Here is an 18827-nt window from a genome sequence, read left to right on the forward strand (position 1 = left end):
GCTCAGGCGGGGCGGAACGCCATCGCGTCGCCGTTCATGCAATAGCGCTTGCCGGTCGGCCTGGGACCATCGTCGAAGACGTGGCCCAGGTGACCGCCGCAGGCGGCGCAGTGCACCTCGGTACGGCTTATGCCGAAAGTGCGATCGGTCGAGGTGCCGATCGCACCGGGCAGCGGCGCCCAGAAGCTGGGCCAGCCGGTATGACTGTCGAACTTCGTGGTCGAGGCATAGAGCGGGTGCCCGTCGGCGGCGCAGACGAAGGTGCCCTTGCGGTGCTCGTCGTTCAGCGGTGACGAATAGGGGCGCTCGGTCCCCTGCTGACGCAGGATGCGGTACTGCGCCGGGGTCAGCCGCTGCTTCCACTGCGCATCGGTGAAGCGGACCGGAAAGGTCCTGGCATCGGCGCGGCTCGAGCCGCAGGCGGCCACGGCAAGTGCGGCGACGGTCTGGGCAAGGGCGGTACGGCGGGACAAGGCGGGCATTGGGACGTCTCCTTGCCTCGATATACGCAGCGTATCGACGAACAGTTGCAGATTATCGAGGTTGAATGACTTGCGTGGCCTTTGCGGGCGCAAACCAGCGGCGCTTGCGCGTGCCGCGGGCCGGGCCGCTCTTCATCACCCAGCGCTTGAACAGCATCGATCCGCCGCGCACGAAGATCGCCACCCAGGCGACCTGCCAGGCGATCGCGGCCGCGTGGATCCACAGCCGATCGTCGGTGGCGGCACGCGCGATCATCTCGAACGGGGAGGAGAACGGCAGGGCGATGGCAGCCATCTCGACCCACGATCCCGGCCGCGCCATCGCGTAAGTAGCGAAGAAGAACGTCAGCAGCTGCATCATCGTGACCGGCATCGACAGCGTCTGCACCTCGCGCACGGTCGTTGCCAGCGAGCCGATGGTCAGGAACAGCGACCCCAGCAGCAGGTAGCCCAGCGAAAAGTAGATCACGCCCAGCGCCACGAAAGCCGGCCACCCTACCGCAGGCGCAGTCAGCGCCGGCAGCGACTTGTGCAGCGTCAGGCCGATTGCGCCCCCGGCCAGGCCCCACACCGTGATGCCCACCAGGCTGACCGCCAGCATCGCGAAAAGCTTGCCCAGGAACACCGCGTCCATCGGCACCGCGGCGGCCAGGATCTCTATGATCTTGTTTCCCTTTTCCTCAACCAGGTTGGACAGCACCATGCCTGCCAGCAGCATCATCAGCAGGAACAGCAGGGTCTGGGCCGCTTGCGCGGTGCCGGTCCGGTCGCTGTTGCGATCGGCGGTGGTGGCGCCGATCGGGGTCAGCGCGACGGCCGGATACTTCGCCGGCCCGGTACCCGCCGCCTCGGCGCCCAGCAGCGCGACCCGGCCCTGCCAGGCATCGATCCGATCAAGCGAACCGGTCAGCACCGGGTGAACGGGCGTGCCGGTCAGGATCGCGGCCAGGTTGGCCGAATTGCGCTTCATCTCGGCGCCCGGATCAAAGGCTTCACCCGGCGCCAGCCGCCTGATAACGATCGTGTCGGGAAGCGCGCCGGGGACTTCGCGCTCCAGCCGTTCGCGCGCGTACATGATCTTTTCGACATCGGGCGCGGTCATCGCGATGCCCAGCACGGGCCGCACGTTGTCCTGGACCTGGCGGCCGATGCCCCCGGCCAGGCCGCCCACCAGCAGCGGGAACAGCGGGCCGAGCAGGAAGAAGATGAAGCTGCGCGACAGCAGGATGGCGCTGAAATCGCGCCGCGCCACGACCAGCGCAGCGGATACGAGGGACAGGCGCCCGGTGCGGGAAACGCTCACTTGCGCAGCTCCTCTGGCGTTTCGTCCAGCGCGCGCGCGGCGGCGGCGCCGGCAATGGCGACGAACGCATCGTGCAGGCCCGCCCGCTCGATCGAGAGCGACCGGATCCCGGCGTCCCCGGCGATCAGCGCCCGCAGCAACGGCTCGACGCCCGTGTCGGGCAGGGCGAAATGCCAGAACGCCCCTTCCTGGCGCGCGTCTGCCGGCAGCGCCGCGCGCCACGGACCGTCGCCGCGCGCGGTCTCGAGCCGGACCTGCGCGGGGATCGCATCGCGCGCGAGGTCGACCGGACCTGCGAACGGCACCTTGCCCCCGGCGATGATCGCGACTTCGTCGCACAATCGCTCGGCATGAGCGATCACGTGGGTCGAAAAGATCACCGTCGTACCGCCTTCGGCCAGCGCACGAATCATCCGCTCAAGCTTGCCCTGGTTAAGCGCGTCGAGGCCGGAAAACGGTTCGTCCAGCACGACCAGGCGCGGCTTGTGGACCAACGTGCCGAGCAGCTGGACCTGCTGCGCCATGCCCTTCGACAGCTGGCGGATCTGGCGCTCGGCAGCATAGCCGAGGCCATGCTCCTCAAGCAGCTCGCGGCCGCGCCGGCGCCCTTCGGCCAATGGCAGGCCGCGCAGCGCGCCGACGAAGGCGATCGCCTCGTACGCCTTCATGGCCGGATAGAGACCGCGCTCTTCGGGCAAGTAGCCGATGGCGTGGGCGACCTCGTGCGGTCGCTCGTGCCCCAGCACGCAGCGATAGCCGCTGTCGGGATCGATGATGCCCAGCAGCATGCGCAGCGTCGTGGTCTTGCCCGCGCCGTTAGGCCCCAGGACGCCGTAGATGGTCCCTTCCGGAACGGCCAGGTCGACGCCGTCGACGGCGGTGAAATCGTCGAACCGCTTGACCAGGCCGCGAGCCTCGATCGCCAGCGCGTTGCCCGTCACCGGGCGTTCTCCTAGTGTCCCCATCACCCGCGCTGCTTAGGCGCGAGAGGTTAACGGGAGCAACCGTTCAGTGCCGTCAGGGCAGGATCATCGCACGATCGAGACGGCCCTGGCCGAGGAGGCCGCGCGCCTTGGCTTCGCGGCCTGCGGGATCGCGCCCGCAACCGCTGACTGGGCCGCCGCGGCGCGGCTGGACGATTGGGTCGCGGCCGGCATGCACGGCGAGATGCAATGGATGGCGGCCCGCGCCGCGCAGCGCCGAAGCCCGCGCGCGTTATGGCCCGAGGCGGCCAGCGTGATCGCCCTTGGGATGAGCTATGCGCCCGCCGCCGATCCGCTGGCGCTGGCCGCACGGCAGGACCGGGCGCGCATCTCGGTCTATGCGCAGGGCGGGGATTACCATGATACGGTCAAGCGCGCGCTCAAGGCGCTGGCGCGCTGGCTGATCGACGAGGCGGGGCGGCGCGGGCTCGAACCGCCACAGGTGAAGGTCTTCGTCGACACCGCGCCGGTGATGGAAAAGCCGCTGGCCGAAGCCGCCGGGATCGGCTGGCAGGGCAAGCACACCAACCTGGTCAGCCGCGCGCACGGTTCGTGGCTGTTCCTGGGCGCAATCTATACGACCCTGGACCTGCAGCCGGGCGAACCGCACGCCGACCGCTGCGGATCGTGCCGCGCCTGCCAGGACGCCTGCCCGACGCAGGCTTTTCCCGCGCCTTATCGCCTCGATGCGCGGCGCTGCATCTCCTACCTGACGATCGAGCATTCCGGCCCGGTCCCGGAAGTGTTTCGTACCGCGCTGGGCAACCGCATTTACGGCTGCGACGATTGCCTGGCGGTTTGCCCGTGGAATGCGTTCGCCAGCGCGGCGGCAGCCAACAAGGCGTTCCTGCCGCGCGCGGAACTGGCCGCGCCACGCCTGGCCGAACTGCTGGCGCTGGACGACGCGGGCTTTCGGCGGCTGTTCGCCGGTTCGCCGATCAAGCGGATCGGGCGCAACCGCTTCGTGCGCAATTGCCTCTACGCCGCGGGCAACAGCGCCGACGCCGCGCTCAGGCAGCCGGTCGCGGCGCTGGTCGGCGACGACGACGCGGCGGTCGCCGACGCGGCGCGCTGGGCGCTGGCGCGGCTCTAGCGCGCCAGCAGATTGCGGGCCTGGCTGGCGATCTGCGCCAGCATCGCCGGGCTGACCGGCGCCGCGCCCTGGGCGCGACCGACCATCGAACGGAACTGGCGGATCGCGGCGTCCTGCCGTGCCGACCAGTCGCCGACCAGGTCCTCGGGCGCGCGCTTCTTGCCCGCCTTGCGCAGGAAATCGAGACGCATCTGCTGAAAGTCGCGCGCCAGCCCGGCGACCAGCAAGCGCTCCCACGGGTCCGACGGGTTCATGCGCGCCGCTACTTGCTGCGCCCAGTCGAGGCCCAGCCGGGCGCCCAGATCGGTGAAGGCGCGCGTCAGCGTGGCCGGGGCGAACCCGGCGTCGGCGGCCAGGCGGGCCAGGCCGACCGCGCCGTCGAGATCGAACAGGTGCGCAACCTGGCCGCCGACATCCTCGGGCACGCCCGCGGCGGTAAAGCCGTCGCGCATCCGGTCGGACTGGCTGCGCGCCTCGGCGGCCAGCAGCTTGTCCGTCGCTTGCGACAGCGCGGACACCCCCTTGGCCAGTTCGGCCACCAGCCGTGAGGGCACCAGGGTGCCGCCACCGGCCCGGATCAGGTCGGCCATCTGGGTGCGCAGCGCGGTGGCGGCGCGGTCGAACAGCATGATCCGCGCACTTTCGGCCATGTCGGCAGTTTCGATTGCCTGCCAGATCGCGTCCATGCCCAGCAAGCGCTCGGCGGCGACGAAAGCGGCCACGACTTGCGCCAGCGTGACGCCTTCCTCCTCGGCAACCTCGAAGGGATGGACGATGCCCAGTCGATTGACGATGCGGTTGGCCAGCTTGGTGGCGATGATCTCGCGCCGCAGGCGATGCGCCAGGATCTCGGCCTTGAACTTGCCCCGCATCGCGCTGGGGAAGGCGGCGAGCAGGTCTTCGGCCAGGCCCGGATCGTCGGGCAGGGCAGAGTCCTCCAGCGCGGCCTGCAGCACCAGCTTGGTCGAGGACAGCAGCACCGCCAGCTCGGGCCGGGTCAGGCCCTGCCCATCGCCGGCGCGGCGGCCAAGCGTTTCGCTGTCGGCCAGCCCTTCGGTCTTGCGGTCAAGATGGCCAAGGTCCTCCAGTTGACCGATCAGCTTGACCTGCGCGGCGCTGGCGGCGGCGCCGCCGGCCTCGGCGATCGACAGCGCCAGCGCCTGGAGGCGGTTATCCTCGAGCACAAGTGATGCAACCTCGTCGGTCATCGAGACGAGCAGCTTGACCCGCGCCGGTTCGTTCAGGCGCCCGGCGCGCTTGGCGGCCGCCAGCGCGATCTTGATGTTGACCTCGTTGTCCGAGCAGTCGACCCCGGCGGAGTTGTCGATGAAGTCGGTGTTGATCCGTCCACCCGAACCGCCCGCGCCCTGCAGCGCATACTCGATCCGGCCCGCCTGGGTGCATCCCAGGTTCGCGCCTTCGCCGATCACCCGCGCGCGCACCATCGATCCGTCGATGCGCAGCGCATCGTTGGCGGGATCGCCGACCACCGCGTTGTTTTCGCTGGCGGCCTTCACGTATGTGCCGATGCCGCCGAACCACAGCAGGTCGACCGGCGCCGACAGGATAGCCGTAATCAGCGCGTCGGGCTCGATCTCGGTTTCGGCAATGCCCAGGACAGCGCGCACCTCGGCCGACAGCGGGATCGTCTTGAGGCTGCGCGGGAAGACCCCGCCGCCCTTGCTGATCAGCGCCTTGTCGTAATCGTCCCAGGACGAGCGCGGCAGCGCGAACATGCGCGCGCGCTCGGCCCACGATGCCGCCGCGTCGGGTTCGGGATCGAGGAAGATGTGGCGGTGGTCGAACGCTGCGACCAGCCGGATCGACCTGGACAGCAGCATGCCGTTGCCGAACACGTCGCCCGACATGTCGCCGCAGCCGGCGACACGCACCGGATCGTTCTGCACGTCGACGCCGAGTTCGAGGAAGTGCCGCTGCACGGACATCCACGCGCCCTTGGCGGTGATCCCCATCGCCTTGTGATCGTACCCTTTCGAGCCGCCGCTGGCGAAGGCATCGTCGAGCCAGAAGTCACGCTCTTCGGCAAGCGCGTTGGCGGTGTCGGAAAAGGTCGCGGTGCCCTTGTCGGCGGCGACCACGAAATAGGGATCCTCGCCGTCGCGGATCACGACGCCGGCGGGATGAACCACCTTGTTCTTCACCAGGTTGTCGGTGATCGACAGCAGCGTGCGGATGAACACCTTGTAGCTTTCGCGCCCTTCGGCCAGCCAGCCGTCGCGGTCACGGACCGGGTCGGGCAGCTGCTTGGGATAGAAGCCGCCCTTGGCCCCGGTCGGCACGATGACCGCGTTCTTGACCCGCTGCGCCTTCATCAGGCCCAGTACCTCGGTACGGAAATCGTCGCGGCGATCGGACCAGCGCAGGCCGCCGCGCGCCACCGGACCGGCGCGCAAGTGAATGCCTTCGACCCGGCGCGAATAGACGAACACTTCGCGCCACGGCAGCGGCCGGGGCAGGCCGGGGACCAGGCTGGAATCGAGCTTGAAGGCCAGCGCCTCGGCCGCGGCGGGGGCGAAGGCGTTGGTGCGCAGCATCGCCTCGACCAGCGCGCGGTACTGGCGCAGCAGGCGATCGTCGTTGATCGCGGCGACGCCGGCCAGGCCGCTGCGGATCGCCTCCTGCGCGGCCTTTTCGGCCTTGTCGCGATTGCCGCGGGCGGGATCGTGGCGGGCGGCGAACAAGTCGATCAGCCCGCGCGTCACGGCCGGAGCGCGGCTGAGCGCGTCGACCACGGTGGGAATGCCGAACCCCATCCCGGCCTGGCGCAGGTAGCGATACCACGCGCGCAGCCAGTTGGCCTCCTGCGCCGACATCGCATTGGCGACGATCAGGCGGTTGAAGGCGTCGTCCTCGGCCGCGGCGTTCAGCACGGCGGCAATGGCGTTCTCGATCGCTTCGGCGCGCAGAAGGATGTCCGCGCAGTCGTCCGGGCATTCAAGGCGGAAATCGTGGATCGAGCCGAGGTCGGCGCCGCCGTCTCCGGTCAGCTGAGTGGGGACATCCTCGACGACGCGGAAGCCGAAGTTCTCCAGTGCCGGCACCGCGTCCGACAGGGTCAGGCCGCCGGCGTGGCTGTACAGCTTGAGGTGAAGCTCGTCGCCGCCGCCGCCGAACAGGCGCGCACCGCGCATCCCGGGGGCGAGCGCGCGCAGCCGCGCGATGTCGAGCGCGGCCTCGGGCGCGCCGTAAGTCGTGCGATAGGCGGCTGGAAACGCCTCGGCATAACGGGCCGCGATGGCGGCGGCGCGGGCGGCGTCTTCGCCGGCGGCGATCTCGCTTTCGACTGCTTCGCCCCAGCCGCGCACCATCGCCTGCAGCGCGGCGTCGAGCGGCGCCTCGTCAGGCGTGCTGGCGCCGTCGCGGATGTCGAGCACGCAGCGGATCAGCGCCAGGTTGTTGCCTTCGACCTGCAGCGCCCAGTCGAGTACCGGGGCGTCGGCCGCCTCGGACAGCATCGCCTGGATGCGCAGGCGGGTCGTGGTCGACAGCGCATCGCGCGGCAGCCACGCGAAGGCGAACAAGTGGCGGCGCAGCGGCGCCTCGATCAGCATCAGGCGCGGGCGCGGGCGGTCGACCAGGCTCATCATCGCGGTGGCGATTCGCTCGATATCGGTCGCGGCGAAGCCGATCAGCAGGTCGTGCGGCAGCGCGGTCAGGGCATGGACCAGCGCCTTGCCGGCGTGGCCGCCCGGGGCGAATTCGAATTCCGCCATCAGCGCGGCCAGCCGCTCACGCAGGACCGGCACCTGGGTCGGCGGCGCGGCCAGCGCGGCACTGGTCCAGACGCCGACGTGGACCGATAGCGCGGTCACACGCCCCGTCTCCGCATCGCCTTCGCGCCGGGGCACGATGAACAGGTCCAGCGGGACGTGGCGATGGACGCTGGAGATGACGTTGGACTTGATGATCAGCAGGTTGCGCGGCTTGTTCGCGGCACCCGCATCGAACCATTCGAACGCGCGTTCGTAGCTGATCGGGGCCAGGACGGGGCGCGAGGTCTTGCGGCACAGCCCCAGCAATTCCGCCTGGCTGCCGTCGCGGCGGCGCAGGACGTGGCCGAGCTGGGTCAGCATCCCGTCGTCGAGCCAGCGCAGCAGCGCGGCGTCTTCGCCGGCGCCATCGGCATCGAGCATGTCGGCATCGCCGGCCAGCACGGCGCGCATCTTCGGCCAGTCGGCAACCGCGTTGCCGACGTCGGCCAGCGTCGCCTCTATCGCGGCGCAAAGCTCGCGCCGGGCCTTGGCATCGGCGCGCGACGTCTCGACATAAATCATCGATTCGCGCGGCGCGTCGTCGGCCTCGCTAAGCGCGGTCAGCGTCTGCTTGCCGTCGCGCTCCACCCCCAGCACCGGGTGCACCAGGCGATCGATGTCGAGTCCCTGGGCCACGATGGCGGCCGAAATCGAATCGACCAGGAACGGCATGTCGTCGTTGATGACCGCCAGCCGCATGAACCGGTCGGCGGCATTGCCGGTCACCGATTCGAGCGCCACGACCGGCTGCCCCGCCTCACGCGTGATGGCGGCGCTGCGTACGAAGGCGGCCGCGTCCTTGAGCCCGGCGGGGGTGAAGGGCGCGTCGCCCGGGAGCAGCGAATCGGCCAGCGCCTCTTCCAGCGCGGCGGTTACCGCCCCTCCGCCGCGCCGAGTGATCCTGGCGGCGACAATGCGAGCGGCTTTCGACGGCATCCGATACTCCTGTGGCGGAGACCCGCCGGTCTGCGTGCTGTTCGTCAGTGCACGTTATAATCTTGCCGCCTCAAGCAGCATTTTTACGCACTTTAAGCAAATCCGGTTTCAGGGGCAACCATCTCCGGCACGCCCGTTTGCCCCAGCGCCGCCATCGTCAGCGCCAGCGATCGATGTCGCGCCTGGGGATCGAACGTTGCCCCCGCGACGATCAGTTCGTCGGCGCCGGTCCGCTCTGCAAAGGCGGCGATCTGGCGTGCGACTGTCGCCTTGCTGCCCACCGCGCTGGCCTGGCGAACATGCTCGAGCATACCCACCGCCGAGGCCGGCAGGGTGGCGCGGTAATTCGGCACCGGGGGCTTGAGCCGGCCCGGCGTGCCGCTGCGCAGCGCGACGAAGCTCTGGTCCATCGAGCTGGCCAGCAGCTCCGCCTCTTCGTCGCTGTCGGCGGCGATCACGGTCATCGCCGCCATCGCGTGCGGCCTGTCGAGCGTGGCGGACGGCTTGAAAGTGCGGCGATAGAGCGCGAGGGCAGCGTCGAGGTGATCGGGCGCGAAGTGACTGGCGAAGGCGTAAGGGAGCCCCAGCATCGCGGCGAGCTGGGCGCCGTAAAGGCTTGAACCCAGGATCCACATCTCGACCGCCGCACCGCGCCCCGGGGTCGGCGAAAAGCCGGTTTCGGGCTCCCCGGTGATGTGCGCGCGCAGTTCCACCACGTCGGACGGAAACGCCTCGGCCCCGCGCATCAGGTCCTTGCGCAGCGCCTGCGCGATGCGGCCGTCGGCACCGGGCGCGCGGCCCAGGCCCAGGTCGACGCGGCCGGGGAACAGCGCGTCGAGCGTGCCGAACTGCTCGGCAATGACCCACGGGTTGTGGTTGGGCAGCATGATCCCGCCCGAACCGATGCGGATGGTGCGGGTGGCGTGGCCGACGTGGGCCAGCGCGACGGCGGTGGCACCCCCGGCGATGCCGTCCATCGCGTGATGTTCGGCAATCCAGAAACGCTTGTAGCCTTCGTCCTCGGCAACCCTGGCCAGCGCGGCGGCGTCTGCAAAGGCTTCGGAGACGGTGCCGCCTTCGCGGACCGGGACGAGATCGAGAACGGATAAGGGGATCATGGTCCCTTAGATGGGGACGGCGCCGCCAGTTGCGCAAGGTAGCCCCTGGCGGTCGCCGCCTGCGGCGATCCCGGTGCGGCGGCGATGACCGACTGCCACGACCGGCGGGCCGCCTCATCATGGCCGGACAGGACCGCGATCACGCCGGCCTCCAGCCCGATGCCGGGGTCGGCGGGCGCCAGCGCGGCGGCGCGCTCGATCCAGCCTTGCGCCTCGGCCAGGCGGTTCTGCTTGCGCGCCAGCGTCGCCGACAGCAGCCAGCCGTTGGCATTGCCCGGGCTGGCGGCACGGCCCTCTGCCAGCGCGGCGGCAACCGCGTCGGTCTTGCCCAGCGCGAACAGCGCCCGCGCCCGGTCGATCGCGATGTCGCCGGCCAGGGCCGGGCTGGCGGCTGCGTCGGCGTGGGCCGCGGCCAGCAGCGAGTCGGCGCGGGCATTGTCGCCCGCTGCCAGCGCGGCGTTGCCGGCCATCGCGCCGAAGCGCGCCTTGCGCTCGGGCAGGACCTCCAGATCGCGGGCCAGGGTGAACGCGCTCACCGCGTCGCTCCAGCGGCCGAGTTCGCCCAGCGCGGTGCCGCGGCACTGGGCCGGGTCGATCGCGGCCGTCCCCTTGGCCGCGGCGCCCCAGGCCTCGGCACTGGCAAGCGCCGCCGCGGGGTCGCTCTCGGCCTGGGCCAGGCAGGCCGAGAGCCGGCTTGAAACCAGCGGCGCCGGTGCCGCTGCGGGGACGGACGGTGCCGGCTTGCGGCGCGGGATCGGCAGCGCGGTGGTGGGCATCCGCGGTGTCATCGTCGGCGCGGACGCCTGCAGCATCATCAGGGCGGCGGGGATCAGCATGGGCTTGCCTCGGTCAGGTCCGCCACGCAGGCCAGCAGGCGCGCGATGTCGCCGGGGCGCGACAGGCGGTGATCGCCGTCCTTGATCAGGACCACCTGCACCGCCGGTGAACGCAGCGCCGCGGCAAGCTCCACCGACAGGTGCCAGGGCACGTCGGCGTCGGCCTGGCCGTGGATCAGCCGCACCGGGCAGTCGAGCGCGATCGCCTGCCCAAGCAGTCGCCGGGCCTGTCCATCGGCCCAGAAGCCGGGGTAGGTGGGAGTGGCCTCGGGACCATAGGGATTGGCCTCCAGCACGGTCTCGCCGCGGGCCAGCGCCGCCTGCTGTGCCGCGTCGTAGCCCCAGGCGGTGAAGTCGGGCGCGGCGGCGACACCGACAAGCCCGGCGACCCGCGTCCCGAGTTCGAGCGCGACCAGCAGCATCAGCCACCCCCCCATCGAGCTGCCGACCAGCACCAGCGGGCCTTCGGGAACGACCGCCGCGATCAGTGCCAGCACCTCGTCGCGCCAGCGCCCCAGGGTGCCGTCGGCGAAATCGCCGTCGCTGAGGCCGCAGCCCGAATAGTCCAGCAGCAGGCAGGCGCGCCCTTTTGCCGCGGCGTCGTCAAGCAGCGCGGTTGCCTTGCCGCCCGCCATGTCGGACCGGTAGCCGGGCAGGAACACCGTGGCGGGGCCCGTTCCGGGCTGCCAGCGATAGGCGATGCGGCCGCCGCCCGGCAGCACGTGAAAGCGCGTGGTGACCATCGCCGGGTCATGCGCACGCGCGCGCCCGGCGTGCAAGCCGCTTTCAGCCGGGGCGCGATGCGGTCTAGACGGGCGCCATGCGAATCGAAGGTGATTACAAGAAGAACGGGTTTGCGACCCTGCGCGGGCTGGTCCCGCCCGAGGTCGCGGACCTGCTGTTCCGGCAGATCGGCATCGACCTGGAAGCGGCCGGCAAGTCGTTTGCCACCTTCGCCAAGGAGCATCCGCTGTGCCGGCAGCCGACCATCGACATCTCGGGGCATTTCTACCGCCCGCTGACCACGTTCCTGTGGGGCCTGACGCCGATCGTCAGCGAGCTGACCGGCGCTGACCTGCTGCCCAGCTACGACTATTTCCGCATCTATCACGAGGGCGACATCTGCCGGGTTCATTCCGATCGCCCGTCTTGCGAGCATAGCGTCTCGCTGACGCTGGCCTACAGCGACCAGAAGGCCTGGCCGCTCGAAGTCGGTTCGGTCCCGGTCGAGGGTGAGGACCCCTGCGTCGACGATTTCGGGGCCGAGCCTTACACATCGGTGGCGATGCAGCCCGGCGACGCGGTGCTCTACCGCGGCATCGACTTGCGCCACGGGCGCACGCAGCCCAACCCCAACCGCTGGTCCGCGCACCTGTTCCTGTTCTGGGTCGAACGCGGCGGTCCGTTCAGCCAGCACGCCTTCGACGAGGACCGGCTGCGCGCCGAGCTGGCGCGGGTCGGCCCGGTCCCCGGCTGAACCGGCTCGCCCCGGCCATCCTGGCGAAAGCCGGTCACCACAGCGAAAAGAACTTCGCTTCGGTATCGTCGGCGCAGATTTCGGACAGTGCGCGCCATTCGTCCGGTGACAGCGCCGGCAGGTAGGCAGCGCCCTTGCGCACGGCACGGCGGAACAGGGCTTGGCGCGCGCCCGCATCGGGGTGGTCGGATACGTATCGCAACCAGTTTCCTTCGTCGGGCGCGTGATTGGCGGCACGGTCGAAGAATCCGGCGACCCCGGCGGGCGAGATGCGGGCCTCCTGCAGCCGGGCGAGGGCATATCGGTCGGCGCGGTCCTCCAGCTTGCGGCTGAATCGCAGCGCGGTCAGCTGGCCCAGGCTGGCGGGGGCGGTGCCGCTGGCGCCGCTCAGCAGGATCGAAAGCCCGAACTGACGCAGCAGCCCCTGCATGACGTGCCGCTCGCGCACGTGACCGGCTTCGTGCGCCAGTACGCCGGCCAGTTCGTCAGGCCCTTTCGCCTGCTCCAGCAGGCCGGACAGCACGACGATGCGGCCACCGGGCAGAGCCGCGGCGTTGACTTGCGCCAGTTTCACCACCTGGACCCGGATCGGCGGCCCGCCGCCGGGACGATCGATCTGCGCCATCAGCTTGTGCAGCGCGGCATCGCCCGCGGGGGTGTGGCAGACCGATCCGGCGAAGTCGGGCACCAGCGCGGTGCCGATGCGGTTTTCGACCGCCTGCGGCACCATCGGGCCCAGCCACACCGGCGCGGTCATCACCGCGGCGGCCAGGGCGGCACTGACCGCGGCGAAGGCGGCGGCGGCGCGCGGCAGGCCCCAGCGGTCGACCAGCTTGCCGTAGCGCGCCGGCGGCGCGAGCCGCTCGGCGACCGGCGCGGGCACGCCGTCCGCGAAGACCAGCCGCCAGCCCGGCGACCCGCGCCGCGACAGGCTGGCAGCGTTGGCGGTGCGCACCAGGTCGGCCAGCGCGACCTGCTGTGCGGGCGTTTCCGGTCCTTCGACCGCCAGGGCATCGTCCGCCAGCGCGACCCGGACCGGGTAGCGCCGCGCCGATTGCCCGTCGAACAGGCTGGCGTTCCACATATCAGAACGCGCCGAGGTCGAGTGCGTCGAGCAACCCTTCACCCTGGCGCGGCGCGGGCGTTTCGGACTGGGTCATCGCGTCGACATCGATCGTGCCGCGCGCGTCCATGTGGCGGATGAAGAACGACCAGTGGCGGTAATCGAGAAACACGATGCCCAGCCCCAGCGTCAGCACCAGCAGCAGGGCGTCGCCGGCCAGCAGCTTGATCCAGTCCATCGTTCGCGCCGAAAACGCAAAGTCCAGCCCATCCAGCCGGGTGCCGGCAACCACGTGGCGGAAATACTTGGCGTAGAACCCCATCAGGACCAGCCCGAACACGAAATAGAACGCGATGACCGCCAGGATGCCGCCGATCACGATCGAGATCGAGATGGCCGATCCGCCGCCGCGCGCGAACGCGCCCAGCGCGCCGAACGGGATGAACACCGCCATCGCGGCGAACAGTCCGGCGAAGGGCGCCAGGTAGCACAGCAGGAACCGCCCCATCAGCCCTTCGACCCGCGCTTCGGCCGCGAATTCGTAGGGTCCGAAGCTCATCGCGCTCCAGCGCCGGTTCCACAGCGTCACCAGCGACCAGGGTATCAGCAGCCCCAGCGCGAATGTGCCAACCGCCTGGCGCCACAAGTACTGCCAGCCGTAATCGAAGCCTTCGTCGTCCGACCCGCCGCGAATGCCGCGCCAGTACGTGCGCGCCAGGCGGTAGCGCAGGGCGCGAAACCGCGCGATGCCGATCAGGTAGTAGAGCCCCCCGAACATCGCCAGCGACACCGCCGCCACCGCTGCCAGCTGCTTGTGCAGGATCAGGTACTGGTTCAGCATTCCGATGAGGAAGTAAGGCACGATCAGCACCGCGATCACGGTTGCCGCGCCCTTGAACAGTTCCAGCCCGGTGCCGGCCCATTCCAGGGGATCGTCGATGAAGCGGGTGTGGCTCCACAAGTAGGTCCGCGTCCGCGCCTTGGCCCAGAAGCGGTAGATCCCCAGCGTGACGATCGTCAGCAGCAGGTTGGTGAAGGCGATCGGCGCGTATTCGCGCCACGTACCCGTGAATCCGAACGCCGTGTCCGGCCGGTGTTCATCCATATTTCGCGCCCCCATGCGTGCCCCTGCCGACAAGGAAGAGAAAAAAGCCTTGCAGCGCAAGCGCATTGGCAATGCGGCCGGATCGGCGGCGCGGGCGGGCGACCGGCGGTTCCCACGGGGCGTCCCCTGACGCCGAGACTTCCAGCGCGCGCCGGGCTGTGTCATGGCGCCAGCCGTCAAGACGAGAGTAATCCATGTCCGAGATGTTCAAGATATCGCTGCCCGACGGTTCCGTGCGCGAGATGCCTGCCGGCAGCACCCCGGCGGATGTCGCCGCCGCGATCGGGCCGGGGCTGGCCAAGGCGGCGATCGCCGCGCGCGTCGACGGGGACTTGCGCGATCTGAACCGCCCGTTCGAAGGCGATGCGCAGCTGGCGCTGGTCACCAGCCGCGACGAGGCCGACGCGCTGGAGCTGGCGCGCCACGATTACGCGCACGTCCTGGCCGAGGCGATCCAGTCGCTGTGGCCGGGCACGCAGATCACCTTCGGCCCGGCGACCGACGACGGATTTTACTATGACGTGCTGGCGCCGGCCACGCGCGAACCGTTCGGCATGGATGACCTGCCCGCGATCGAGGAGCGCATGCGCGCGATCATCCGCGCCGACAAGCCGCTGGTGCGCGAGGTCTGGGACCGCCAGCGCCTGATCGACAAGTGGCGCGCCGATGGCGAGACTTTCAAGGCGGAATGGGCGGCCGAGCTTTCGGGCGACGAGCCGCTGACGGTCTATCATTCCGGCCAGCCCGGCAGCGAGGGCGCCTGGCTCGACATGTGCCGCGGGCCGCACTTGCCCAGCACCGGCAAGCTCGATCCGCAGGCCTTCAAGCTGATGCGGGTGGCCGGCGCCTATTGGCGGGGCGACCAGAACAACGCGCAGCTGACGCGCATTTACGGCACCGGCTGGCTGAACAAGAAGCAGCTGGATGCGCACCTGTTGCGGCTGGAAGAAGCGGCCAAGCGCGACCACCGCAAGCTGGGCCAGGAAATGGACCTGTTCCACCTCCAGGCCGAAGCGCACGGCAGCGTGTTCTGGCACCCGCAGGGCTTCAAGGTCTGGCGCGAACTGGAAGCCTACATGCGCCGCGCGATCGATGCCGCCGGCTACCGCGAGGTCAAGACCCCGCAGGTCATGGACGCCCGCCAGTGGGAGCAGTCGGGCCACTGGGGCAAGTACCGCGAGAACATGTTCGTCATCCCCGACGAGGTCCCCAACACCCAGGACGAGGGTCCGCTGGTGTCGGACGACGCGCAGTGGATGGCGTTGAAGCCGATGAACTGCCCGGCGCACGTGCTGATCTTCCGCCAGGGCATCAAGTCGTACCGCGACCTGCCGCTGCGCCTTTACGAGAACGGCTGCTGCCACCGCAACGAACCGCACGGCGCGCTGCACGGGCTGATGCGGGTGCGCCAGTTCACCCAGGACGATGCGCACATCTTCTGCCGCGAGGACCAGATCGTGTCCGAAGTGCGCGCTTTCTGCGAACTGGCCGACCGCATCTACAGGGATTTCGGCTTTACCTATGCGGTCAAGCTGGCGCTGCGCCCCGACCAGCGCTTCGGTTCCGACGCGGACTGGGACAAGGCCGAGGCCGAGCTGCGCCAGGCGGTCCAGGACGCCGGCATGGCGAGCGAGGAATACGGCTGGGAGGAACTGCCGGGCGAGGGCGCGTTCTACGCCCCGAAACTGGAATGGCACCTGACCGACGCGATCGGACGGACCTGGCAGGTCGGCACGATCCAGTCCGACCGCGTGCTGCCCGACCGGCTCGACGCCAGCTACATCGGCGAGGACGGCGAAAAGCACCGCCCGGTCATGCTCCACCGGGCGATCTTCGGATCGTACGAGCGCTTCATCGGCATCCTGATCGAGCATTTCGCCGGCAAGCTGCCGACTTGGCTCGCGCCGACGCAGGCGGTGGTGGCCACGATCGTGTCCGACGCCGACGATTACGCGCGTGACGTTGCCGACAAGCTGGCGGCCGCCGGGCTGCGCGCCGAGGTCGACACCCGCAACGAGAAGATCAACTACAAGGTGCGCGAGCACAGCCTGGCCAAGGTCCCGCACCTGCTGGTAGTCGGCAAGCGCGAGGCCGAGGAAGGCACCGTGGCGCTGCGCACGCTGGGATCGCAGCATCAGCAAGTGCCGAGCCTGGAATCCGCGGTCGCGCTGCTCAAGGCCGAAGGCACCCCGCCCGACCTGCTGCCGGGCTGAGCGTGATCGTCGGCGGGCTCGCAGTCGGCGCGCTGGCGCTGGCGCTGGCGCTGACCGCGGCGCTGGTGGCCGGGTTCGTGCGCGGGCTATCCGGCTTCGGCCTGGCGCTTCTGCTGGTTCCGGCGCTGAGCCTGGCGGTGCTGCCCAAGGAGGCGGTCGTCGTCGCCAACCTGCTGGCGGCGATGATCGGCTTCATCGGCCTCAGGAAACAGGCCGCGTCGAGCGAGAGATCGGCTTTCGTCATTGCCGGGGTCGCGTTGCTCGGACTGCCGCTGGGCCTTGCCGCGCTGTGGACGATCCCGGCGCCGGTGGCGCGGCTGATGATCGCGCTGATCGCCATCGGGGCCTTCGTCGCGGTGCTGCTGCCGGCCAAGGCGGGCCACGTGCCCGGGCCCAAGGAAACCGTCGCCACCGGGCTGGGCGCGGGCGTGCTGACCGGGTTCGCCGGGATGCCCGGCCCGCCGGTGGTGCCGTATTACCTGCGGCGCGGGATCGAGCCCGCGGTGGCGCGGGCCTCGATGATGACGGTGTTCCTCGTCACCCAGCTTGCCGGCGTGCTCCTCTCGGTCGCGGCCGGGCAGGCGACACGGCGCGAATTCATCCTGGGCGTAGTGCTGTTTCCGGCGGTGCTTGCCGGGACGTGGGCCGGCAACCATGCTTTCGGCCGCGTCAGCCCAAACGCCTGGCGCGGTATCGCGGGCGCGGTGCTGGGCGCCTCGGCGATCGCCGCGGCGGTGAAGCTGCTTTAAGCCTCCACCGCGAAGGCGATCTCGGCATGGTTGCGCAGGCGGTCGACCAGCGCCTCGCCCAGCAGCGCCCCGGGGGTCGAGACGCCGCCGTCGGCGTCGCAGCGCAGCAGCGCCAGCCCGGTTTCGGCGATCATCCGGCTGGTCGAACCATATCCGGGGTCGTAGCGCCCTTTTACCGCGTAGCGCAGGCTGCGGCCGTCGGGCATCTCGCCAATGAACAGCAGGTCGTAAAAGCCGCTGTCGCGTGCGGCCTTGTCCGGCCCCTGGCCGGGCTTCGGATCGTTGGCGGTACCGATCGAAGGGTTGGACGCGAGGTGACGCGCCGCCGCCTCGCCTGCCTCGCCGGGACCGGTCAGGACCATCTCGTCGTAAACGAAATCGCGGCCGTACGGGTGGCCGAGCAGCGCATTGGTGCGATGGACGTTCTTGGTGTTGATCGCCGCCATGATGAACGGCGCCTCCCAGGCGTTCAGCGCCTCGTCGAACTGCACTGCGTCGCCGCGCGGCTGGGGCGGCCCTGCGAAGCCGGGGGTCAGGCCGAACGGGCTGAGCATGATCGGCAGCAGCGCCGGATCGGCCTTCAGCGCCGCCAGCGTCGCCTTGAGGCTGGCCGCGGTCCCGCCCGAGGCGCCGCCTTTCATCCCGCGCACCCGCCCCTTCACGCGCGGGCACGGCGCTCCGAAGCGGGCGGTCGCCGCCTGCTGAAGCATCAGTACGCCAAGGTCGAACGGGATCGAATCGAACCCCGACGAAAACGCGATCCGCGCGCCGCTGGTACGCGCGGCGGCGTGGTAGCGATCGATCATCTGGCGCATCCACACCGGTTCGCCGCACAAGTCGGCGTAATCGGTGCCTTCGGCCACGCAGGCGGCCAGCAACGGTTCGCCGTAAAGCTGGTACGGGCCCACGGTGGTCAGGACCACCGCGGTGCTCCGCGCCAGTTCGGCCATGCTGTCCGCGTCGGCGGCATCGGCGGTCAGGATCGGCACGTTGGCGCCGGCGCCTATTTCGGCGTGGACACGTTCAAGCTTGGCCGGATCGCGCCCCGCCAGTGCCCAGCGCGGCCCGTCTTCGCCGATCCGGTGGGCAAGGTATTCGGCAACGAGGCGACCGGTAAACCCGGTCGCCCCCCAGACCACGATATCGAACGGACGGTAGCCCGCCTTTTCGCGCATCAGTCGTGCACGACGGTGGTCGTGCCCGGCACCGTGCGGACGCCTTCGACGATGCCTTCGGCCTTGGCAGCGCGCAGATCGGCATCGCGCGTGGCGAGGTCGGCACGGCGGCGATCGCGCATCGCGTCATAGCTCCAGGCCTGGTGGCTCTGCGCGAACAGGACCAGGAAGCCGCCGGCGATCGCCACGTTCTTCATGAACATCGCGGCCTGCATCTGATCCGCGAAATTGTTGTGATAGAGGATCGCCGTCAGCAGGCAGAACCCTGCCAGCAGGATCGAGAACAGCCGGGTGAACACGCCCAGCGCGATCGCCAACCCGGCGACGACTTCGAAGATCGCGGTCGGCAGGCCCAGCCCCGCCGGCATGCCCACCTTCTGGATCATCGCATCGGTACCGGCCAGGTTGCTGAACTTGCCGACACCGGAAACCAGAAACATCAATGCCAGCATGAGCCGGCCGAAAAACGCGACGATCGAGGACATGGCGGTTCTCCCATCAGGCGAAGCGTCCGCCAGCCC

At 70.0% G+C, this 18827-nt stretch carries 15 protein-coding genes; 4 read left to right on the top strand and 11 right to left on the bottom strand.

Features of this window, described 5'->3' with window-relative positions; all coding sequences use genetic code 11:
• Positions 1–2 precede the first annotated feature (2 nt).
• From msrB to ACOYW6_RS11650, 3 genes are read right to left on the bottom strand one after another with little or no spacing between them, the layout of a single operon-like run.
• Positions 3–482: a peptide-methionine (R)-S-oxide reductase MsrB gene (gene msrB / locus ACOYW6_RS11640; protein ID WP_423141478.1), complete on the bottom strand. Its 480-nt coding sequence runs from the start codon at positions 480–482 to the stop codon at positions 3–5.
• 52 nt (positions 483–534) lie between these two features.
• The gene (locus ACOYW6_RS11645; protein ID WP_423141479.1) at positions 535–1785 is read right to left on the bottom strand and encodes an ABC transporter permease; all 1251 of its coding nucleotides are present in this window, start codon (positions 1783–1785) and stop codon (positions 535–537) included.
• On the bottom strand, positions 1782–2750 hold the full coding sequence (locus ACOYW6_RS11650) for an ABC transporter ATP-binding protein (RefSeq protein WP_423141480.1): 969 nt from the start codon (positions 2748–2750) through the stop codon (positions 1782–1784). The genes ACOYW6_RS11645 and ACOYW6_RS11650 overlap by 4 nt, the downstream gene beginning before the upstream one ends.
• Positions 2751–2796: 46 nt before the next feature.
• Between ACOYW6_RS11650 and queG the strand changes: the two genes are divergently transcribed.
• Positions 2797–3861 carry a tRNA epoxyqueuosine(34) reductase QueG gene (gene queG / locus ACOYW6_RS11655; RefSeq protein ID WP_423141481.1) on the top strand — a complete coding sequence of 355 codons (1065 nt, stop codon included), beginning with the start codon at positions 2797–2799 and terminating at the stop codon, positions 3859–3861.
• Here queG and ACOYW6_RS11660 read toward each other — a convergent pair.
• The 4 genes from ACOYW6_RS11660 to ACOYW6_RS11675 form a co-directional block, all read right to left on the bottom strand.
• Positions 3858–8570 carry an NAD-glutamate dehydrogenase domain-containing protein gene (locus tag ACOYW6_RS11660; protein ID WP_423141482.1) on the bottom strand — a complete coding sequence of 1571 codons (4713 nt, stop codon included), beginning with the start codon at positions 8568–8570 and terminating at the stop codon, positions 3858–3860. The two genes, queG and ACOYW6_RS11660, sit on opposite strands and share 4 nt — an antisense overlap.
• Before the next feature lie 92 nt (positions 8571–8662).
• Positions 8663–9688, bottom strand: coding sequence for an LLM class flavin-dependent oxidoreductase (locus tag ACOYW6_RS11665; protein ID WP_423141483.1), 1026 nt, complete (start codon positions 9686–9688; stop codon positions 8663–8665).
• Complete coding sequence (locus tag ACOYW6_RS11670; RefSeq protein WP_423141484.1) at positions 9685–10524, bottom strand: tetratricopeptide repeat protein; 840 nt, start codon at positions 10522–10524, stop codon at positions 9685–9687. Before ACOYW6_RS11670 ends, ACOYW6_RS11665 begins: the two co-directional genes overlap by 4 nt.
• Positions 10518–11267: an alpha/beta fold hydrolase gene (locus ACOYW6_RS11675; RefSeq protein WP_423141485.1), complete on the bottom strand. Its 750-nt coding sequence runs from the start codon at positions 11265–11267 to the stop codon at positions 10518–10520. Before ACOYW6_RS11675 ends, ACOYW6_RS11670 begins: the two co-directional genes overlap by 7 nt.
• Before the next feature lie 77 nt (positions 11268–11344).
• Between ACOYW6_RS11675 and ACOYW6_RS11680 the strand changes: the two genes are divergently transcribed.
• Positions 11345–12001: a hypothetical protein gene (locus ACOYW6_RS11680; RefSeq protein WP_423141486.1), complete on the top strand. Its 657-nt coding sequence runs from the start codon at positions 11345–11347 to the stop codon at positions 11999–12001.
• A 34-nt stretch (positions 12002–12035) separates the two neighbouring features.
• On the opposite strand, the gene ACOYW6_RS11685 is transcribed toward ACOYW6_RS11680, so the two are convergent.
• Both ACOYW6_RS11685 and ACOYW6_RS11690 read right to left on the bottom strand, forming a co-directional pair.
• Complete coding sequence (locus ACOYW6_RS11685; protein ID WP_423141487.1) at positions 12036–13085, bottom strand: M48 family metallopeptidase; 1050 nt, start codon at positions 13083–13085, stop codon at positions 12036–12038.
• A gap of 1 nt (position 13086) precedes the next feature.
• Positions 13087–14169 carry a YjgN family protein gene (locus tag ACOYW6_RS11690; protein ID WP_423141488.1) on the bottom strand — a complete coding sequence of 361 codons (1083 nt, stop codon included), beginning with the start codon at positions 14167–14169 and terminating at the stop codon, positions 13087–13089.
• Positions 14170–14363: 194 nt separating this feature from the next.
• Here ACOYW6_RS11690 and thrS point away from each other — a divergent pair, with 194 nt between their 5' ends.
• Both thrS and ACOYW6_RS11700 read left to right on the top strand, forming a co-directional pair.
• Complete coding sequence (thrS, locus tag ACOYW6_RS11695) at positions 14364–16382, top strand: threonine--tRNA ligase (protein WP_423141489.1); 2019 nt, start codon at positions 14364–14366, stop codon at positions 16380–16382.
• A gap of 2 nt (positions 16383–16384) precedes the next feature.
• Positions 16385–17131, top strand: a complete 747-nt coding sequence (locus tag ACOYW6_RS11700; RefSeq protein WP_423141490.1) for a TSUP family transporter — start codon at positions 16385–16387, stop codon at positions 17129–17131.
• Here the strand turns inward: ACOYW6_RS11700 and ACOYW6_RS11705 are convergent.
• On the bottom strand, positions 17128–18306 hold the full coding sequence (locus tag ACOYW6_RS11705; RefSeq protein WP_423141491.1) for a saccharopine dehydrogenase family protein: 1179 nt from the start codon (positions 18304–18306) through the stop codon (positions 17128–17130). The genes ACOYW6_RS11700 and ACOYW6_RS11705 overlap by 4 nt on opposite strands.
• Positions 18306–18791, bottom strand: a complete 486-nt coding sequence (locus ACOYW6_RS11710; protein WP_423141492.1) for a DoxX family protein — start codon at positions 18789–18791, stop codon at positions 18306–18308. The genes ACOYW6_RS11705 and ACOYW6_RS11710 overlap by 1 nt, the downstream gene beginning before the upstream one ends.
• Positions 18792–18827: the final 36 nt, after the last annotated feature.

This window comes from Parablastomonas sp. CN1-191 (assembly GCF_049354825.1).
Taxonomy (GTDB): Bacteria; Pseudomonadota; Alphaproteobacteria; order Sphingomonadales; family Sphingomonadaceae; genus Novosphingobium.

Excerpts from the sequence above, each read along its gene's own strand:
- msrB (WP_423141478.1), bottom strand. The coding sequence starts at position 482 with ATGCCCGCCTTGTCCCGCCGTACCGCCCTTGCCCAGACCGTCGCCGCA.
- ACOYW6_RS11650 (WP_423141480.1), bottom strand. The coding sequence starts at position 2,750 with ATGGGGACACTAGGAGAACGCCCGGTGACGGGCAACGCGCTGGCGATC.
- ACOYW6_RS11660 (WP_423141482.1), bottom strand. The coding sequence starts at position 8,570 with ATGCCGTCGAAAGCCGCTCGCATTGTCGCCGCCAGGATCACTCGGCGC.
- ACOYW6_RS11665 (WP_423141483.1), bottom strand. The coding sequence starts at position 9,688 with ATGATCCCCTTATCCGTTCTCGATCTCGTCCCGGTCCGCGAAGGCGGC.
- ACOYW6_RS11670 (WP_423141484.1), bottom strand. The coding sequence starts at position 10,524 with ATGCTGATCCCCGCCGCCCTGATGATGCTGCAGGCGTCCGCGCCGACG.
- ACOYW6_RS11675 (WP_423141485.1), bottom strand. The coding sequence starts at position 11,267 with ATGGTCACCACGCGCTTTCACGTGCTGCCGGGCGGCGGCCGCATCGCC.
- ACOYW6_RS11680 (WP_423141486.1), top strand. The coding sequence starts at position 11,345 with ATGCGAATCGAAGGTGATTACAAGAAGAACGGGTTTGCGACCCTGCGC.
- ACOYW6_RS11685 (WP_423141487.1), bottom strand. The coding sequence starts at position 13,085 with ATGTGGAACGCCAGCCTGTTCGACGGGCAATCGGCGCGGCGCTACCCG.
- ACOYW6_RS11690 (WP_423141488.1), bottom strand. The coding sequence starts at position 14,169 with ATGGATGAACACCGGCCGGACACGGCGTTCGGATTCACGGGTACGTGG.
- thrS (WP_423141489.1), top strand. The coding sequence starts at position 14,364 with ATGTCCGAGATGTTCAAGATATCGCTGCCCGACGGTTCCGTGCGCGAG.
- ACOYW6_RS11705 (WP_423141491.1), bottom strand. The coding sequence starts at position 18,306 with ATGCGCGAAAAGGCGGGCTACCGTCCGTTCGATATCGTGGTCTGGGGG.
- ACOYW6_RS11710 (WP_423141492.1), bottom strand. The coding sequence starts at position 18,791 with ATGTCCTCGATCGTCGCGTTTTTCGGCCGGCTCATGCTGGCATTGATG.